The organism is Ralstonia sp. AU12-08, assembly GCF_000442475.1.
In the GTDB taxonomy this organism is placed as follows: domain Bacteria; phylum Pseudomonadota; class Gammaproteobacteria; order Burkholderiales; family Burkholderiaceae; genus Ralstonia; species Ralstonia insidiosa.
The window spans coordinates 347,256-364,626 of sequence record NZ_ASZV01000046.1; the positions used below are offsets into that span (position 1 = coordinate 347,256).

The 17,371-nt window shown below is 65.2% G+C and carries 13 protein-coding genes; 11 read left to right on the plus strand and 2 right to left on the minus strand.

Features of this window, described 5'->3' with window-relative positions; genetic code table 11:
• Positions 1 to 81 precede the first annotated feature (81 nt).
• A complete protein-coding gene (dapA, locus tag C404_RS51925; protein ID WP_021196740.1) occupies positions 82 to 990 on the plus strand; it encodes a 4-hydroxy-tetrahydrodipicolinate synthase in 909 nt (302 codons plus the stop codon).
• 78 nt (positions 991 to 1,068) lie between these two features.
• On the opposite strand, the gene hemL is transcribed toward dapA, so the two are convergent.
• Positions 1,069 to 2,382, minus strand: coding sequence for a glutamate-1-semialdehyde 2,1-aminomutase (gene hemL / locus C404_RS51930; protein ID WP_031329925.1), 1,314 nt, complete (start codon positions 2,380 to 2,382; stop codon positions 1,069 to 1,071).
• A gap of 214 nt (positions 2,383 to 2,596) precedes the next feature.
• Here hemL and C404_RS51935 point away from each other — a divergent pair, with 214 nt between their 5' ends.
• From C404_RS51935 to C404_RS51960, 6 genes are all read left to right on the plus strand, one after another.
• Positions 2,597 to 2,782, plus strand: coding sequence for a rubredoxin (locus C404_RS51935; RefSeq protein ID WP_021196743.1), 186 nt, complete (start codon positions 2,597 to 2,599; stop codon positions 2,780 to 2,782).
• 318 nt (positions 2,783 to 3,100) lie between these two features.
• Positions 3,101 to 3,625: a response regulator gene (locus tag C404_RS51940; protein WP_031329926.1), complete on the plus strand. Its 525-nt coding sequence runs from the start codon at positions 3,101 to 3,103 to the stop codon at positions 3,623 to 3,625.
• Between the two features lie 31 nt (positions 3,626 to 3,656).
• Positions 3,657 to 4,025: a response regulator gene (locus tag C404_RS51945; protein ID WP_021196745.1), complete on the plus strand. Its 369-nt coding sequence runs from the start codon at positions 3,657 to 3,659 to the stop codon at positions 4,023 to 4,025.
• Between the two features lie 45 nt (positions 4,026 to 4,070).
• Positions 4,071 to 4,616, plus strand: coding sequence for a chemotaxis protein CheW (locus C404_RS51950; RefSeq protein WP_021196746.1), 546 nt, complete (start codon positions 4,071 to 4,073; stop codon positions 4,614 to 4,616).
• A gap of 269 nt (positions 4,617 to 4,885) precedes the next feature.
• On the plus strand, positions 4,886 to 7,108 hold the full coding sequence (locus C404_RS51955; RefSeq protein WP_031329927.1) for a methyl-accepting chemotaxis protein: 2,223 nt from the start codon (positions 4,886 to 4,888) through the stop codon (positions 7,106 to 7,108).
• Positions 7,109 to 7,218: 110 nt separating this feature from the next.
• Positions 7,219 to 13,281 carry a hybrid sensor histidine kinase/response regulator gene (locus C404_RS51960; protein ID WP_021196748.1) on the plus strand — a complete coding sequence of 2,021 codons (6,063 nt, stop codon included), beginning with the start codon at positions 7,219 to 7,221 and terminating at the stop codon, positions 13,279 to 13,281.
• Positions 13,282 to 13,341: 60 nt separating this feature from the next.
• Here C404_RS51960 and C404_RS51965 read toward each other — a convergent pair whose 3' ends face one another.
• Positions 13,342 to 14,895 carry a cryptochrome/photolyase family protein gene (locus tag C404_RS51965; RefSeq protein ID WP_021196749.1) on the minus strand — a complete coding sequence of 518 codons (1,554 nt, stop codon included), beginning with the start codon at positions 14,893 to 14,895 and terminating at the stop codon, positions 13,342 to 13,344.
• 109 nt (positions 14,896 to 15,004) lie between these two features.
• On the opposite strand from C404_RS51965, the gene C404_RS51970 reads away from it, so the two are divergent.
• From C404_RS51970 to pyrR, 4 genes are all read left to right on the plus strand, one after another.
• Positions 15,005 to 15,757 carry a 16S rRNA pseudouridine(516) synthase gene (locus C404_RS51970; protein ID WP_021196750.1) on the plus strand — a complete coding sequence of 251 codons (753 nt, stop codon included), beginning with the start codon at positions 15,005 to 15,007 and terminating at the stop codon, positions 15,755 to 15,757.
• Between the two features lie 82 nt (positions 15,758 to 15,839).
• Entirely contained in the window at positions 15,840 to 16,412 is a 573-nt protein-coding gene (locus tag C404_RS51975; protein WP_021196751.1) for a YqgE/AlgH family protein, read from the plus strand.
• A complete protein-coding gene (ruvX, locus tag C404_RS51980; protein ID WP_021196752.1) occupies positions 16,405 to 16,839 on the plus strand; it encodes a Holliday junction resolvase RuvX in 435 nt (144 codons plus the stop codon). The genes C404_RS51975 and ruvX overlap by 8 nt, the downstream gene beginning before the upstream one ends.
• Positions 16,836 to 17,354 (plus strand): bifunctional pyr operon transcriptional regulator/uracil phosphoribosyltransferase PyrR, encoded by a 519-nt coding sequence (gene pyrR, locus C404_RS51985; protein WP_021196753.1) that lies wholly within the window; start codon positions 16,836 to 16,838, stop codon positions 17,352 to 17,354. The genes ruvX and pyrR overlap by 4 nt, the downstream gene beginning before the upstream one ends.
• Positions 17,355 to 17,371: the final 17 nt, after the last annotated feature.

A 17,371-nucleotide genomic window follows, 5' to 3' on the forward strand; every position in this document is an offset into this window, starting at 1 on the left:
ACCCGCATCTCGCGGGCCTAGCATTCCCGATGCTCTCCTGATGGTTCTTGATCGGTCGTTGATTCGTCCAGGAGTGTTGTCGTGCTTGAAAATTCATCCACCAATCTGTCTGCCAGCGCGCGCCCGTCGTATGCCGGCATCTGGGTGCCCATCGTCACGCCGTTTGCCAATGATGCGACACGGTCCGTCGACTACGGTGCGCTGTATACATTAGTGGCGCGATATCGCGCGCAGGGTGTCGCCGGCTTTGTAGCCTGTGGCAGTACGGGCGAGGCTGCTGCGCTCACCGATCAGGAACAGGCTGACGTGCTCGATACGGTACGCGCTGCGGCTGACAGGTTGCCCGTGGTGATGGGCGTCTCAGGCAGCGCCCTGGCGCCCGTGCGTGAGCGCGTGCTCAGGCTTGCCGGGCACCAGCCCGCCGCATTCCTGATACCGGCGCCTTCCTACATCCGCCCGTCGCAGGAGGGGATCATCGAATATTTCACGGCCCTGGCTGATGCCTCGCCCGTGCCGGTGCTGCTGTACGACATTCCGTATCGCACGGGCGCGAGCATCGATGCCGAAACGCTGCTTGCGCTGGCCGCGCATCCCAACATCCACGGCATCAAGGATTGCGGCGGCGATGCCGACAAGACGCAGCGCGTGATTGCCGATGGGCGGTTGCAGGTGTTGGCAGGGGAGGATGCGCAGGTGTTCGGCACGCTGTGCGCGGGCGGTGTGGGGGCCATCATTGCGGCCGCGCATGTTCGTACTGAGCTGTTTGTGGAGATGGTGCGCGCGGTGCAGGAGCAGCGGTTGAATGATGCACGGCGGTTGCATCATGCGTTGGCGCCGGTGATTCGGTTGTTGTTTGCGCAGACCAATCCTGGGCCGTTGAAGGCTTGGCTGGCCGCTGAAGGGCAGGTGAAGAATGTGCTGCGGGCGCCGATGGTGGCGGCTTCTGAAGCGTTGGGGCGGGAGTTGGTGGAGGTGGTTGGGCGGGTTTGAGTTTTTGAATCGGGTCCATCCCCGGCAGGGGATGAAACCAGGGATGCACCATCAGGGCGCATCCCGAAGACCCAAAAATCAAACCGCCTTAAACGCCTTGCGAGCCGCAGCAAAAGTCGCATCCAGAATCGCATCGTCATGCGTGGCCGAAACAAATCCAGCCTCAAACGCAGACGGCGCCAGATAAACGCCCTCAGCCAACATGGCATGGAAGAACGCATTGAAGCGCCCCACATCACTCTTGGTCACTTCAGCAAAGCTGGTCGGCACACCTTCTCGGAAGTAGATGCCGAACATTCCGCCGACGCTGTCAGCGGCAAACGGCACGCCAGCTTCGCGGGCAATGTCGGACAGCCCATCCACCAGCTTGCGCGTCTGTGCAGCCAGGCGGTCGTGGAAACCATCCGCAGCAACCAGTCGCAGCGTGGTGAGGCCAGCCGCCACCGCCAGCGGGTTACCCGACAACGTCCCTGCCTGATACACGCTGCCCAGCGGCGCGAGGAAGCCCATGATGTCGCGGCGCCCGCCAAAGGCTGCGGCCGGCATGCCGCCACCGATGACTTTGCCCAGGCACGTCAGGTCCGGCGTGATGCCGTACAGCGCCTGCGCGCAACCCAGCGCCACGCGGAAGCCCGTCATCACCTCGTCGAAGATCAGCACGGCGCCGTTCTCAGTGCACAGCGAGCGCATGGCCTGGTGGAACTCGGTGCTGCCACGCACCAGGTTCATGTTGCCGGCCACTGGCTCGACGATCACGGCGGCGATCTCGTTGCCATGGCGCGCAAACGCTTCGCGCAGCGCGGCAACGTCGTTGTACGGCAGCACCATCGTGTGCTTGACCACGTCTTCCGGCACGCCGGCGGACGACGGCGCGTTCTGCGTCGTGTCGGCAAAGGTCAGCAGGCCCGAGCCGGCCTTGACCAGCAGGCTATCGGCGTGGCCGTGGTAGCAGCCCTCGAACTTGACGATCAGGTCGCGGCCGGTAAAGCCGCGGGCCAGGCGCAGGGCGCTCATGGTCGCCTCGGTGCCGGACGACACCAGCCGCACTTGCTCGATCGACGGCACGAGCTTGCAGATCTCTTCGGCCATGACGACTTCAGCCTCGGTCGGGGCACCGAACGAGAAGCTGTCGGCCGCCACTTCCTGCACGGCACGCACGACGTCCGGATGCGCGTGGCCGACGATCATCGGGCCCCACGAGCCGACGTAGTCGATATAGCGGGCGCCGTCGGCATCCCACAGGTAGGGGCCGGCTGCCTTGGCAATGAAGCGCGGCGTGCCGCCCACCGAGCGGAAGGCGCGCACCGGCGAGTTCACCCCGCCGGGGATGGTCTTCTGGGCACGTTCAAACAGGGCAGCGCTGCAAGGAGTGGCCAATGAGGGTGTCGACATGGATACAGTTGGAGGAGAGAGGCGCCGCGCAGAACGATGCTGCGGCACGGTTTAAAGACAGGTTTGCGGCGATTATGCGGTGGTTTGACGCAGATCCAGGTTGGATACAGTCAAACACGCTGCGTGCCCGGCGCCTGTTCTGGCGCGCGCGAGCGTGATTCGGTACCATCTGGCCTGCCATTTTAATAGACGGAACCCACCGAAGCTTTACCCTATGAGCGATACCAATACCGAACTCAAGACGTGGATGTGCCTGATTTGCGGCTGGATCTACGACGAAGAACAAGGCGCGCCGGATGACGGCATCGCGCCCGGCACGAAGTGGGAAGACGTGCCCATCAACTGGACGTGCCCCGAGTGCGGCGCACGCAAGGAAGACTTCGAAATGGTGCAGATCTGAGCCGGATCTGACCTGTCTCTCGTTGGCAAGTGAGCGGTTGCCCTCTTGCCGACAGCCAAATATCAGGAAGTGACGGTTCGATCGAATCAAAAACTTCGGGCTCGTCGCTTCCATGCCACAGGCGCTCGGCTAAGGGCTGGCGCCATTAACGGCATCATTGACGGCAGATGGGTGACTTGTCACACTTCGTCAAATTCTGAGCTTTACACTTCATAAGCGGGCCGGGGGGCGTAGTTTTGAAGTCGTCGCCAGCGTGGGCCCTTGCAGCACTTTTGGGGGCACGCTGCGCGTCGATTTGCCGCGATCCATCCGGTCAGAATGGCGTGGCGACCCGTGGTCGCCGTAGTTGCGTATGGCGAGAACATGATGCAATCCGCGCGGGTGGAACAACTGACCGAATCCCAACCGCTGGCGACTTCACCGCTGGCGAACTCCTCGGCACCCCTCACGGGCTGCAAAGTGCTGGTCATTGATGATTCCAGCACCATCCGCCGTACTGCGCAGATTTTCCTGACCCAGGCAGGCTGCCAGGTCGTGCTGGCCGAAGACGGTTTCGACGCCTTGGCTAAAGTTGGCGACCTGAAGCCCGATCTCGTGTTCTGCGACATCCTGATGCCGAACGTGGACGGCTATCAGACCTGCGCACTCATCAAGAAAAGCCCGAAGTTTCATGCCACGCCTGTGATCATGCTGTCTTCGCGCGACGGTATCTTTGACCGCGCGCGCGGCCGATCGGTCGGTGCGGTGGACCATCTCGCCAAGCCTTTCTCCAAGGAAGCGCTGCTGGAGGCGATCCAGACCCATCTGCCGGCGGCGAGCGAATCTCGTGGCGCCACGCAATGAAGGCACCTCTCTAATACGAAGGACTGTTTGTATGGCAATCAAGAAAGTGTTGGTGGTTGATGATTCCCCGACTGAAGCGCTTCACCTGTCGGAGATCCTCGGCAAGGGTGGTTTCAAGGTAACGGTTGCGGCCGATAGCGACCAGGCCATGACCAAGCTCGAAGCCGAAGCCTTCGACCTGATCCTGATGGATGTGGTGATGCCCGGCCAGAATGGCTACCAGGCGACCCGTGCAATCAAGAAGGACGAGCGTTTCCAGGATATCCCCGTGATCATGTGCACGACCAAGGGGCTGGAGACCGACCGCGTGTGGGGCATGCGCCAAGGCGCATCGGACTACATCGTCAAGCCGGTCAAGGCTGAAGAGCTGCTGGACAAGATCGGCAAGCTGCCGCAATAAGCCAAGCCCGCCGCCGACCCGGAACACCACGGACATGAGCCAGACGTGAACGAACCGCGCACCAACCTGACCTCCCGCCAGCGCCTGCATGAATACCAGGCGATGCTGGCACGGCGCCTGCAAGAGGCGCGCGCCAAGTCATCGACGGAAGGCTTTCTGGGCGTGCAGATCGGCGACCAGCACTGGCTGCTGTCGCTGTCGGACACCGGCGAGGTGCTGGACTACCAGCCGCCCGCACGCGTGCCGCTCACGCAGCCGTGGTACCTGGGCCTCGTAAATGCGCGGGGTAACTTGCTGGGCGTGATCGATTTCAGCCTGTTCTGCGGCGAAGCGCCGACGGCAGGCAGTGCCGGCGCCAAGATCGTGGTGCTGTCGAAAGACCCGCAACGCGCGTGCGCGATCATCGTGCCGCGCGTGGCAGGGCTGCGCAGCCTGAGCGATCTGCAGCCAGTCGAGGCCGAACAGGACGAGAGCCGCCTGTGGCAAGGCCGTGCCTGGCGCGATGCGCAGGGCACGCTGTGGCGCGAAATGGATGTGCGCCGCCTGCTGGCCGATCCGGCCTTCCTGCAGGTGGGTCGCAGCCGCGCGTAAGGCGTACTGCAACCGTAGCAAGACCCGGCTGCAGGATGGGCTGGGCAACGAATAAGAAAAGATTGGGCACATCCGCAACGGGAGCGGGTGCGCGCAAAGGGGCAAGATGCGGTGCGTGGTGCGCCAACAGGACGCGCCATTTTGTGCCGATATGCACTGCAGAAGGTGCGGACCACGCCGGTCAAGACAAGGCGAGGCCGCGGACGGGAAATCCATGCTGCTGATCTCGGGAAAACCGGACGGCCGCATCGACAAAACAAGAGGGTCCTATGGGGTTCAAGTGGTTCAACGCAGGTCGCCGAGCTGGGGCGCCGGAGGTTGCAGGAGAGGGCGCATCGGCCACCTCCGCGCAGTTGGCGCAGTTGGACAATGCGCCCCACGAGGATGACGCTGGCACGCCCACGCAGCTGGGCCGCACGCCCATGGATGCCGTGGTCGGCTGGATGGAGCGCGTGCCGTTTGCCGCGCAGCAGCGGGTGTTCACCATCGGCCTGGTGGTCGGCCTGCTGGCCCTGCTGACGTCGGTGTACCTGGATAACCGCCAAGCCAACAACGGCTCGGTGCAGATTGAAATTGCCGGTGACACGCTGATGCACTCGCAGCGTCTGGCCAAGGCGGTTCCGGTGGCATTGCTCGGTAACGTCAACGCCTTCGCGCAGCTCAAGGAGAGCCGCGCGCGCCTGCAGGAAAACCTCGAAGCCCTGAAGAACGGCAACGCCGATCGCGGCGTGCGCGCCACGACCGGCAGCGACTCGGAAGTCCTGCTCGACAAGGCAATCGACGAGTGGAAGCGCAGCGACAAGAGCGCGCAGGCCGTGCTGTCGCAAGAGAAGACCCTGGTGGCGGTGGGTAAGACGCTGAACGTGTTCAACGCGTCCAACCCCGAACTGCTGGAAGAAGCCGAGCAGATCTCGTCGATGAAGCTGCAGACCAACGCGCCGGCCCGTGAAGTGGCCGCCTCGTCGCAGCTCGTGATGTTGACGCAGCGTCTGGGTAAGAACATGAACGAGTTCCTGGCCGGCGAAGGCGTGAACCCGGAAACGGCGTTCCTGCTCGGTAAGGACACCAACACCTTCCGCGAAACCCTGAACGGCCTGCTCAACGGCTCCGAAGCGCTGCGCCTGTCGGCCGCGACCGACCCTGAGACCAAGGGCTACCTGCAAGAGCTGTCGACCCGTTTCGACAACGTGCAGAAGACCACGCAGATCATTCTGGAAAACCTGCCGGGCCTGATCGCTGCCAAGCGCGCCCAGCAGCAGATCTTCAACGACAACGAAAAGCTGCGTGCCGAGCTGGAAGACCTGCAGTCGGCGTATTCGAGCAGCGTGCGTAACCGTCCGTTCACGCTGGGCGCGGTGGTGCTGTCGGCCATCCTGACCCTGGTCTGCCTGGCTGGCCTGGCCGCCCTGTACCTGCGCGATTCGCGTGTGCGTACGATGGAAGCTGAAGCCCGTCAGCGTGAAGCGGAAGAACGCCGGATGGTGGAAAAGCGCAACAACGATTCCACTCAGGCCGCAATTCTGCGTCTGATGAACGAACTGCAGGACATCGCAGACGGTGACTTGACCAAGCAGGCCACCGTGTCGGAAGACATTACCGGCGCCATTGCCGACTCGGTGAACTACACCGTGGAAGAACTGCGCGAGCTGGTCGGCCGGGTGCAGAAGACGGCCGAGCAGGTGACGCAGGCATCGTCGGCAGTGCAGACCACGTCGGAAAGCCTGGTGACCGCATCGGAAGAACAGTCCCGCCAGATTCGCCAGACCGGCCAGTCGGTGGTGGAGATGGCCGACCGCATTACGCAAGTCTCGCGCGGCGCGGCTGAATCGGCCAACGTGGCACGCGCCTCGCTGGCCGCTGCCGAGCAAGGTCAGCAGGCCGTGCAGAACGCCATCACGGGCATGAACGACATCCGTGACCAGATTCAGGAAACCTCGAAGCGGATCAAGCGCCTGGGCGAATCGTCACAGGAGATTGGTGAAATCGTGGAGCTGATCTCGGACATTACCGAGCAGACCAACGTGCTGGCACTGAACGCAGCCATCCAGGCCGCATCGGCTGGTGAAGCTGGCCGCGGCTTCTCGGTGGTGGCAGAGGAAGTGCAGCGCCTGGCAGAACGCTCTGCCGAGGCAGCCAAGCAGATCGGCGCGCTGATCCGCACGATTCAGACCGATACGCAAGACGCGGTGCACGCGATGGAGCGCAGCACGGCGGGCGTGGTGGAAGGGGCGAAGCTGTCCGATAACGCCGGTGCCGCACTGGTGGAGATCGGCCGTGTGTCGCGCCAGCTTGCCGAGCTGATTGAAAGCATTTCGCAGACGACGTCGCACGAAGCCACGCTGGCATCTGACGTGGCGCAGAACATCGAACAGATTCTGCACATCACGGAACAGACGTCGACCGGTACGCGCCAGACCGCCCAGTCGGTGCGCCAGCTCACGCAGCTTGCTGAAGAGCTGCGTGACTCGGTGGCTCGGTTCCGTATCGCGTAATTCGCCTGACATCGGGCCTGACACCGTCGTCACTGGATTTCGGGCGGGAACGCCGAAGGGGTCAACCCGGGGCAACCGCGGCAACCGCCACACGCTTTTTGGAAGCACACATGCGTCATCAATCTTCCGCCCAGCCCGAAGCATCCGAGCGCGCCTCGCTTGAGGCGGCCGGAGCCTCAGCCGGGGGTCCGAAATTCGGTCCGAAGTCTGTTGCGCCGGCGCGCGATCTCTCCGCGCTGGCCTGGGTTGCGCCCAACATGCGCGCCGCGCTGGACGATGCCGTGCGCGAGTTCGGCGAATATGCGGCCGAAGTTATCGCCAACCCGGAAGTCATCGGCGCGCGTGATACCACTTCGCTGCGCCTGGCCGGCCAGTACCTGCACCAAGCCGCTGGCGCGCTGCTGATCGTCGGCCTGCGGGGCATCGACGTGTATTGCCAGGCCGCCAAGCGCCTGCTCGAAGCGGTGGACGCCGGCACTATGCAGGCCGATGCGCACACGCTGGATGTGTTCTCGCGCGCCGTGCAGGCGCTGCAGGAATACGTGGCCGACCTGATGGCCGGCATGGCTGAAGAGCCGCTGCGCCTGTTCCAACCGTATCAAGCCGTGCTCGCACGCCTGGGCGAAGAACGCATCCACCCGGCCGACCTGTGGGCTGACGAGCTGCGCCACCTGCCGGCGCTGCTGCTGCCCTCGCGTGATCTGCCGGGGCTGGCACGCCTGCGCCGCAAGTTCGAACTCGCATTGCTGACGGCCTTACGGGCACCATCCGGCGCGCCGGCATCCACCGCAGACAGCGCCCAGGCCGATCCGGCTGCCGCTGCCGCCGCTTACGCGCCGCTGGAAGAACTGCTGCACGGCATTCGCGCGCTTGAACGCGAACCGCGCCGCGCCGGTGACGACCTGCAGCGCGATCTGTGGCTCGTGCTGGCGCTGACCTTCGGCGCGCTGCGTGCCGGGCTGGTGCCGGCCGACATGACCGCCAAGCGCCTGGCCGCGCGCGTCAACCTGCTGCTGCGCCAGTACTCGCACAACAACATTCACCTGCCGCAGGGCCTGCTGACCGACGCGCTGTACCTGCTGGCCGGCATGGCCTACAACAACGCGCCGGCCGCCCCCGTGGGCGACGACACGCTCGGCCCGGACATCGTCGCCTGTGTGCAGGCTTTTGCAATTCCGCCCACGCACGCGCCGGCCGGTGCGCTGCACACGCGCCAGTACTATGCGCTGCTGCCGGCGGATGCGACCGACACGCTGCAACGCGTGGGCCGCACGCTGGAAACACTGAGCCAGCAACCTGCGCCTGACGCTGAAGAAACCGATGCCGCGCTGCAGACGCTCGCGCTGCATACCGACGCACTGGGCCAGCCCGCACTGCTGGATCTATCGCAGCATCTGGCGCAAGCGCATGGCCAGGGTGTCGCGCCCACGCTGCAATTCCTCTCGCGCATGCTGGCCCGCCCGTGGGCGCTGCATGGCGAATCCGGCGATTTGCGCAGCGCGTGGTTTGCCGCCCGCTGCAATGAGTTGGCCGAACACGCTCGCGCCACGCAGGCAGGTGACACGGTGCCCGCACCGGCATGGCTGCACCTGCTGGCCGAAGAAACCGCATATCGCCGCACGCGCGCAGAGCAGGTGCGCGCGCTGCAGACGCAACTGGCCTCGGCCGAAACGCACCTTGACGCCTTCGAGCGAGAGGGCGAGCAAAGCGGTGGTCTGCAGGAAGCCAGCCGCCTGTTCGGCGAGATGCAGGGAGCCTTTGCTGCCATTGGTGCCCACGAGGCCGTGCACGCCACCGAAGCCGCCCAATCGACCATCGCCGCGCTGGAAGCGGCAGGCGAGGGCGCAGGCGCCGATCGCGAACGCTATCTGGGTGCACTGGCTGCCAACGCCAGCGGCCTGCAGGGCTTTCTCGATGCGCTGTCGGCCGGTACCGAGTTGACCAGCACGCAGATCGACGAGATCGTCATCGCAGGCACGCTTACGCCAACCGAGCGCGAAACGGCCTGGCACGAATTTGCCTTTGATGCGGAATCCGGCATGCTGGCCCGCCGCGAGACGCAGGCCGATGCATACGCCGCTGAGCACGCGGCTGCGGCCGACATTGCGTCGCCACTGCAATCGCTGCTCGACCGCCTGCTCGCCAAACACCCGGTCGACCCGACTGACCCGCTGGCTGCCGAGTTGCGCACCGCGCTGCAGGAAGCACGCGACGCCGCCACTATTGACGATGATCCGGCACGCCGCCGCCGCTTGGAAGAGGCGCTCGCACAGTTCGATGCATGGCAGGTCGGCAGTGCCGGTTCGCTGGAGCGCCTGCAGGCTGCGCTGGCCGCACCGGTTGCTGCACCCGCCGAGGCAGCGCCCGCACCGGCCACTGCCGCGCGCGATACGCAATCCATCGATGCCGAACTGCTCGACATCTTCCTGTCTGAAGCCGAAGAAGTGCTGGCCGGTGTGCGCACCGATCTGCACGCGCTGCATGCCGCGGCCGAGGCCGGCACCGGTGGCGTGGCCGCTGGCTCCGACCTCGACCTGCTGACGCAACTGCGACGCGCATTCCACACGCTCAAGGGCTCGGGCCGCATGGTTGGCCTCACCCGCTACGGCGAGGCCGCCTGGGCCATCGAGCAGGTGATGAACGTGTGGCTGGCCGAGAGCCGCGTGCCCTCGCACGATCTGGCTGCGCTGCTCACCCGCGCTGAATCCGAACTGTCGACGTGGGCGGCCGCCATTGCGCAATCGCCGCAGGCCGATCACCCGATCGAACCGCTAGTCGCCGCCGCCGAGCGTGTGCGTCATGGTGGCCCGTTCGTCTGGCTGGAGGCGGTGCCGGAATCGGAACCGCTTGCACCTGCCGCTGTGGTTGAGCCGGAGCTCTCCGAGCTGGAAGCGGCCGAGCCAGCCAATGACGCATCCTCGCTGGTCTGGGAAGACGAGCCGAAGGCGCTTGAGCCTGAAACGCCGAGCGTTGAGCTTGAAGCTCCGCACGCCGAGTCCGGAACCCCATACGTCGAGTCCGAAACGCCGCCTACCGAGTTCGAAGCCGCGAGCGTTGAGTCCGAAACGCCGCACGTCGAGTCCGACACACCGCAAACCGAGGTCGAAACCCCGGCGCACGCTGCCGATGGCGACGCCAAGGTGATCCCCTTCCCGTTTGCACAGACGGGTGATGCGGAAGAGGCGCCGCACGACGATGGCATGAAGGTTGTCGGCCCGGTGCGCGTGAGCGTGGCGCTGTACAACGTCTACCTGCAGGAAGCCGACGATCTGATCCGCCGCCTGGGCGTGGATTTCTCGGAATGGCGTCACGAAGGCCGCACGCCGCCGAGCGAGTTGGCACTGCGCGCCGCGCACACGCTGCAAGGTAGCTCTGCCGTGGTCGAACTGGAGCCCGTGCGCCAGTTGGCCGATGCGCTGGAGCATGTGCTGCTGAACCTGAACAGCCGTCCGGTGGCGATGCACCCGGGCGACTTCCGTCTGCTCGACCAGGCGGTCGAACGCATGCGCGGCATGCTGCATCAGTTTGCCGCGAGTGTCTGGCCGGACGCCGACGAGCCGCTGCGTCGCGGTCTGGAGGAGCTGTGCGAGCGGGTGCTGGTGCGTCCGCGTCTGCCGCTGGAGCCGGCTCCGCAAGCCTTTGTCGAAATCGCACAGGCTGAGAACGAAACCGCGGGCTTGGCGGATGCCCCGGTTCTGACGCAACTCCAGCAGGCTCAGGATTTGGTGCAACTCGCGCCGGCCTATCAGGCGCCCGTGGCCGAGCCGGCTGTTGGTGAACTGGTTCGCCAGGCGCCGGCTGACGCGCTGGATCCGGCGCTGCTGGAAATCTTCCTGGAAGAGGCGCACGTCGCGCTGCCCGAACTCGGCCAGCACCTGCGCGCGTGGGAAGCCACGCCGCAAGACCGCGCCGCCTCCGGCCTGCTGCTGCGTAACCTGCACACGGTCAAGGGCAGCGCGCGCATGGCCGGTGCCATGACGCTGGGCCAGGCTGCGCACGAAATGGAAAGCGCCATCGAGAGCGGCCTGCGCCAGAACCGCGTGGACGACGCGCTGTTCCGCAAGCTCTACATGTGGTTCGACCGCATCCAAGCGCACGTCGATGCGCTGGGCTCGGGCAAGGTGCTGTCGCTGGATGCAGGCTTGGCCGAAGCAGCAGAGGCATTGCAGACGCAGGATGAAACTCAGGCAGTACCCGGCGCGTCGATGCTGCCGGCTGTGGCCGCCACCACCAACATTGACCTGACCGGCACGCGCAGCGCAGAAGCTGAGGCCCTGGAAGTGGCCGAACGCCAGCGCGCGATGGTGCGTGTGCAGGCCCGTGCGCTCGACTCGCTTATCAATGACGCCGGTGAGGTGGGTGCCGCGCGTGCGCGTCTGGAATCGGAAGTCGATGCGCTCAAGACCTACCTGTCGGAACTGAACGACAACGTGGCGCGTCTGCGCTCGCAGGTGCGCGAGATCGAAATCCAGGCCGAAACGCAGATGGAGTCGCGCATTGCCGATGCGCAAGCGCACGCCGAAGCGTTCGACCCGCTGGAGTTCGACCGCTTTACGCGCCTGCAGGAACTCACGCGGATGATGGCCGAGTCCGTCAACGACGTGGCAACCGTGCAGCAGAACTTGTTCCGCGGTTTCGATCAGGCTTCGCTCGATCTGGAAACCCAGGCGCGCCTTACGCGCGGTCTGCAGCGCAGCCTGATGCGTGCGCGCATGGTGCAGTTCGATACCGTGGCGGATCGTCTGTATCGCGTGGCGCGCCAGGCCGCATCGGAAACCGGTAAGGAAGTCCGCCTGTTCATCAAGGGCGGTACGGTGGAACTGGACCGCAGCGTGCTGGACCGCATGGGCGGCCCGCTGGAGCACATGATCCGTAACGCCGTCGCGCACGGCATTGAATCCGCCGACGAACGCCGCGCCAAGGGCAAATCGCCTGCGGGTGAACTGACGCTGGAAGTGCAGCAGGAAGGCAACGAAGTCGTGCTGCACTTCGTGGACGACGGGGCCGGCCTGAATCTCGACCGCATCCGCGCCCGCGCACTGGAGCGTCAGCTTCTGGGGCCGGATGAAGAGGCCAGCGATGCGCGCCTCACCGAGATGATCTTCACGCCGGGCTTCTCCACCGCCGATCAGGTGTCGGAGCTGGCCGGCCGTGGCGTGGGCATGGACGTGGTGCGTGCCGAGACCGTGGCCTTGGGTGGCCGCATCTCGCTGCAGACCACGCCGGAAGTCGGCACGCGCTTCACCATCCACCTGCCGCTGACCACCGCCATCACGCAGGTGCTGCTGGTGCGTGTGGGCGAGCGTGTGTATGCGATCCCGTCGGGCATGATCGACCACGTGCAGCAGCTGCGTTCGCAGGCGCTGGCCGAGGCCTACAACGCTGCGGCGCTGCAACTGCCGACCGGCCCGGTGCCGTTCCATTACTTCGGCGCGTTGCTTGAAGAAGCGCAACCCGTGACGGGCGCGCGCAAGTACTCGCCCGCCGTGGTGGTGCGCAGCGGTGCCGACCGCGCAGCCGTGCACGTTGACGAAGTGATTGGCAACCGCGAAGTGGTGGTCAAGCACATCGGCCCGCACCTCGCACGTCTGGAAGGTATTGCCGGTGCGACCACGCTGGGTGACGGCGAGATCGTGCTGATCTACAACCCGGTGGTGCTCACGCAGCGCTTTGAGCGCGAAGTGGCCGCGCTGGGTTTGCCGCAGGCCGATCAGGAAACCACGGGCGCCGTGGCAGAGCTCTCGCGCAACGGCAACACCGACGCGGTGCCGGGCCTGGCTACCCAGCCGATCGTCATGGTGGTCGACGATTCTCTCACGGTGCGCAAGGTCACACAGCGTCTGCTGACGCGTTCGGGTTACCAGGCCGTGCTCGCGCGCGACGGTGTGGACGCACTGCGTCAACTGCAGGAAGTCACGCCGGACGCGATGCTCGTCGACATCGAGATGCCGCACATGGACGGCTTCGACCTCACACGCAACGTGCGTGCGGACGAGCGCATCGGCGCCACGCCGATCATCATGATCACCTCGCGTACGGCGGACAAGCACCGCCGCTACGCCGCGGAGATCGGTGTGAACGTCTACCTGGGCAAGCCGTACAACGAAGAGGAGTTGCTGCAGCACCTGCGCAACCTGATCGGCGCGCGCGCGCCAGCGGGCAACGCGGGCTGACGCCACTTGAGGCAGACAGAATGACGGGCCGGTGCATACCGGCCCGTTGTTTTTAGTGCGTTATTGGGCGTCGTTTTTACTCAGCGAGGCGGCTTCGGCGCCTGAAGTGCGATTGGCCTTTGTGACGGCGTAGCGGTCCAGCGTAGCCGCGCGCGCGCCAGCATGGTCGACGATGGGGTGTGGGTACGTCTCGCCAAGCACCACGCCCGCTTTCTTCAACACATCGGCCGGCGCCGTCCACGGTGCGTGGATGTATTTGTCGGGCAGCCCCGCAAGCTGCGGCAGGTACTTGCGGATGAAGCGGCCCTGCGGGTCAAACTTCTCCGACTGCGTGACCGGGTTGAAGATGCGAAACCACGGTTGCGCGTCGCATCCACTCGATGCCGCCCATTGCCAACCGCCGTTGTTGGCTGCGAAATCGAAATCGTTGAGCACGTCGGCAAAGTACTGCTCGCCGCGACGCCAATCGATGCCCAGGTCTTTGATGAGGAAGCTGGCCGCCACCATGCGCAGGCGGTTGTGCATGTAGCCGCTCTGGAAGATCTGCAGCATGGCGGCATCCACCAGCGGATAGCCGGTGCGTGCGGCCTTCCAGGCGTCGAAGCGTGTGTCTCCGGTCTCGCCGTCCACCCAGCGGATGCGATCGAACTCCGGGTGGAATGAGGCGCCGTCCGCCAGGTCTGGGCGGTGGTGCAGGATCATGAAATAGAAGTCGCGCCAGATCAGCTCGGACAGCCACGTCGCCGCGCCACGGCTGCCGCGCAACATGGCGGCATGTGCGCGCGCTGCCAGCGTGCGGATCGACACCGTGCCGAAGCGCAGATGCGTCGACAGATAGCTGGGCCCGCGCACGGCAGGGAAGTCGCGGCGTGCGTGGTAGTCGTCCATGCGGTCTTCGAAATCATCGAGCAGCGTAGCGCCGCCCGACATGCCAGTGGGCAAGGCGATCTCCGCAAGGTCCGAACGCACGAAGCCCATGGCTTCCAGCGAAGGCGTAGCCGGCGCGAGTGCATGCGGCGGCTTGGCCAGCGCGCCGAAGTAGGGTTCCGTCGGATACGCGCGCAGGTCGAACGGCGTGAGCGCGGCCAGCCAGGCATTCTTGTACGGGGTGAAGACGCCGTACGGCTTGCCTTGCCCGTTGAGCACCTCGTCGCGCTCGAAGATCACCTGGTCCTTGAAGTCGAACCACGCGCACGGCTGCTGGGCGAGTGCTTTGCGCACGGCCTCGTCACGGGCCTGCGCGGCGGGCTCTTCGTCGTGGTTGGCGAAGACGGCTTCGACGTTCAGCCTGCGCGCCAGATCGGGAATCGCGTGGCGCGGGTGATCGTGCACGACGATGAGCTCGCCGCCGGCTTCGCGCAGGGCGGTGCGCAGCTCCTCGATGGACGCGCGGATGAACTCGACGCGACGGTCTGCCCTGAGCCCGCGCGCGAGCAGTGCGTCGAGGATGTCGCGGTCGAACACGAACACGCAATAGACCTCGCGGCAGTGGCGCAGGGCATAATGCAGCGCCGCGTGGTCAAAGTGCCGCAGATCGCGTCGGAACCATACCAGTCCGCGCTGAAAATGCGTTCCGATGGCATAGGGCTGGCGTTTTCCGTTGGTGGGTGGCATCGGGCGAGGTCGGCTGTTTTAAAGATTGGCCGAGCGTATCGTAAATATGCCCGGTGAAACCCGGCAAAATCCGGCAAACCACGCCGCATTCCCTCTTCACGTTGTTGTCATGGCTGATTCTTCTGCTCGTCTTCCGCTGTATCGCATTCTGCAATCCCAGGGTTTCGGCACGCGCCGCTATTGCAAGGACCTCGTGCTCGCGGGGCTGGTGTTCATCAACGACGTCGAGATGGAAGACCCCGACGCGCTGGTCGATACCGCCGGCCTGGTGCTCGACGTGGACGGCGAGCGCTGGACGTACCACGCCCGTGCCTACCTGATGATCAACAAGCCGGCCGGCGTGGAGTGCTCGCAAAAGCCGAAGCACCATCCGAGCGTGTACTCGCTGCTGCCGGTGCCGCTGCGCGAGCGCGGCGTGCAGTGCGTGGGCCGCCTCGACCAGGACACCACGGGGCTGCTGCTGCTCACCGACGACGGCCAGTTCGTCCACACGCTCACCAGCCCGCGCCACCAGGTGCCCAAGGTGTACGAAATCACCACCGCCGAGCCGGTGACCGACGCGCAGGTTGCCCAGTTGTGTGCCGGCGTGCTGCTGGACGATGAGGATGAAAACGTCACCGCCGCCTGGGCCGAGCGTGTGGCCACGCATCACCTGCGCATGGCGCTCACGCAGGGCAAATACCACCAGGTGAAACGCATGGTGGCTGCGGCCGGCAACCATGTGACCGGGCTGCACCGGAGCGCCATCGGCGGGCTGTCGCTGGGCGACGATCTCGCGCCGGGCGAATGGCGCTGGCTGGACGCTGCCGACATCGAGGCACTCAACACCACGCCAGAGCGCCAGAGCACCCCGAGTGCGTGAGCCACCACAAAATCCTTACCCCCAAAGCAGGCTCCTCCAAATGAAAGGGGCGACGGCCGGGGGCTTTTGGTAAACTAATCGTATGGCCCTGCCGGACGCACCTATCAATCTCACGAATCAGTTCCTGATCGCTATGCCCGGCATGGCGGACTCCACGTTTTCGGGCACGGTGGTGTACATGTGCGAGCACAACGAGCGCGGCGCGCTCGGCCTCGTCATCAACCGCCCCATCGACATCGACTTGGCGACACTGTTCGACAAGATCGATCTCAAGCTCGAAATCCACCCCCTCGCAGAACAGCCCGTGTATTACGGCGGCCCGGTACAGACCGAGCGCGGCTTTGTGCTGCATGACGCCACGGGCGCGTATTCGTCGTCGCTGGCGGTGCCGGGCGGGCTGGAAATGACCACCTCCAAGGATGTGCTCGAAGCCGTCGCCCAGGGCGGCGGGCCGCAGCGCTTCATCCTGACCCTCGGGTATGCCGGCTGGAGTGCCGGTCAGCTGGAAGACGAACTCAGCCGCAACGGCTGGCTGACCGTCCAGGCGGATCCCGAAATCATCTTCAGTGTGCCGGCCGAAGCGCGGTTTGCCGCCGCGTTGAACCTGCTCGGCATCAACCCCGCCATGCTGTCGGGCGAGGCAGGGCATGCCTGAGCCGGCACGTCCGGCCATCGCCCCCGTGCCCGTAGAAGGCACTTTGCTGGCATTCGATTACGGCGAAAAACGCATCGGCGTGGCGCTGGGCAATACGGTGTCGCGCTCGGCGCGAGCGTTGGAAACGATTCCCAACCGCTCGGTCGATTTCCGTTTCGCGCAGATCACGCGCCTGATCAATGAATGGCAGCCGGTCGCTTTCGTGGTCGGCATGCCGGTGCACCCCGATGGCGACGAGCAACCGATGATCAAGCTCGCCAAACGCTTCGGCAATCAATTGCATGGCCGCTATGGCCTGCCGGTCACCTGGGTGGACGAGCGCTATTCCTCGATCGCCGCGCAGGATGCCGGTGCCTCCGACGATGTACTCGACGCCGAAGCCGCGTGCATCATCCTCCAACAGTTCTTCGACGAATCACACGCATGACATCGCAACAGATCGATGCCGAGGCGCTGTACCAGAGCCTCGTTGCACAGCTGCGCACACGAATGGCCGAGGGCCATGCCTGGTCGGTGGCCGGAATTGTCAGCGGCGGCGCCTGGATCGCCAAGCGCCTGGCGCATGACCTCGGGCTGCCGGAATACGGCGTCGTCAACGTCGCTATGCACCGCGACGATTACGCCAAGAAGGGCCTGCACGCCAAGGCGCAGCCGACCACGCTGCCGTTTGATGTGAACGAGCGCCGCATTTTGCTGGTGGACGACGTGCTGGCAAGCGGCCGCACCATCCGCGCCGCCATCAACGAGCTGTTCGACTACGGCCGCCCGGCTGCGGTGGAACTGGCCGTGCTGGTCGACCGCGGCGAGCGCCAATTGCCAGTCGCCCCCGATTACATCGGTGAGCGCATCACGCTGCCCGCTAACGAATCGCTTGTGCTGAGCGAATCGGGCGAGGGCGCCGCCGCGCGCTTCACCTTCACGCGCGAGCCCAAGGGTGCCTGAGCCGACGCGCCGCATTG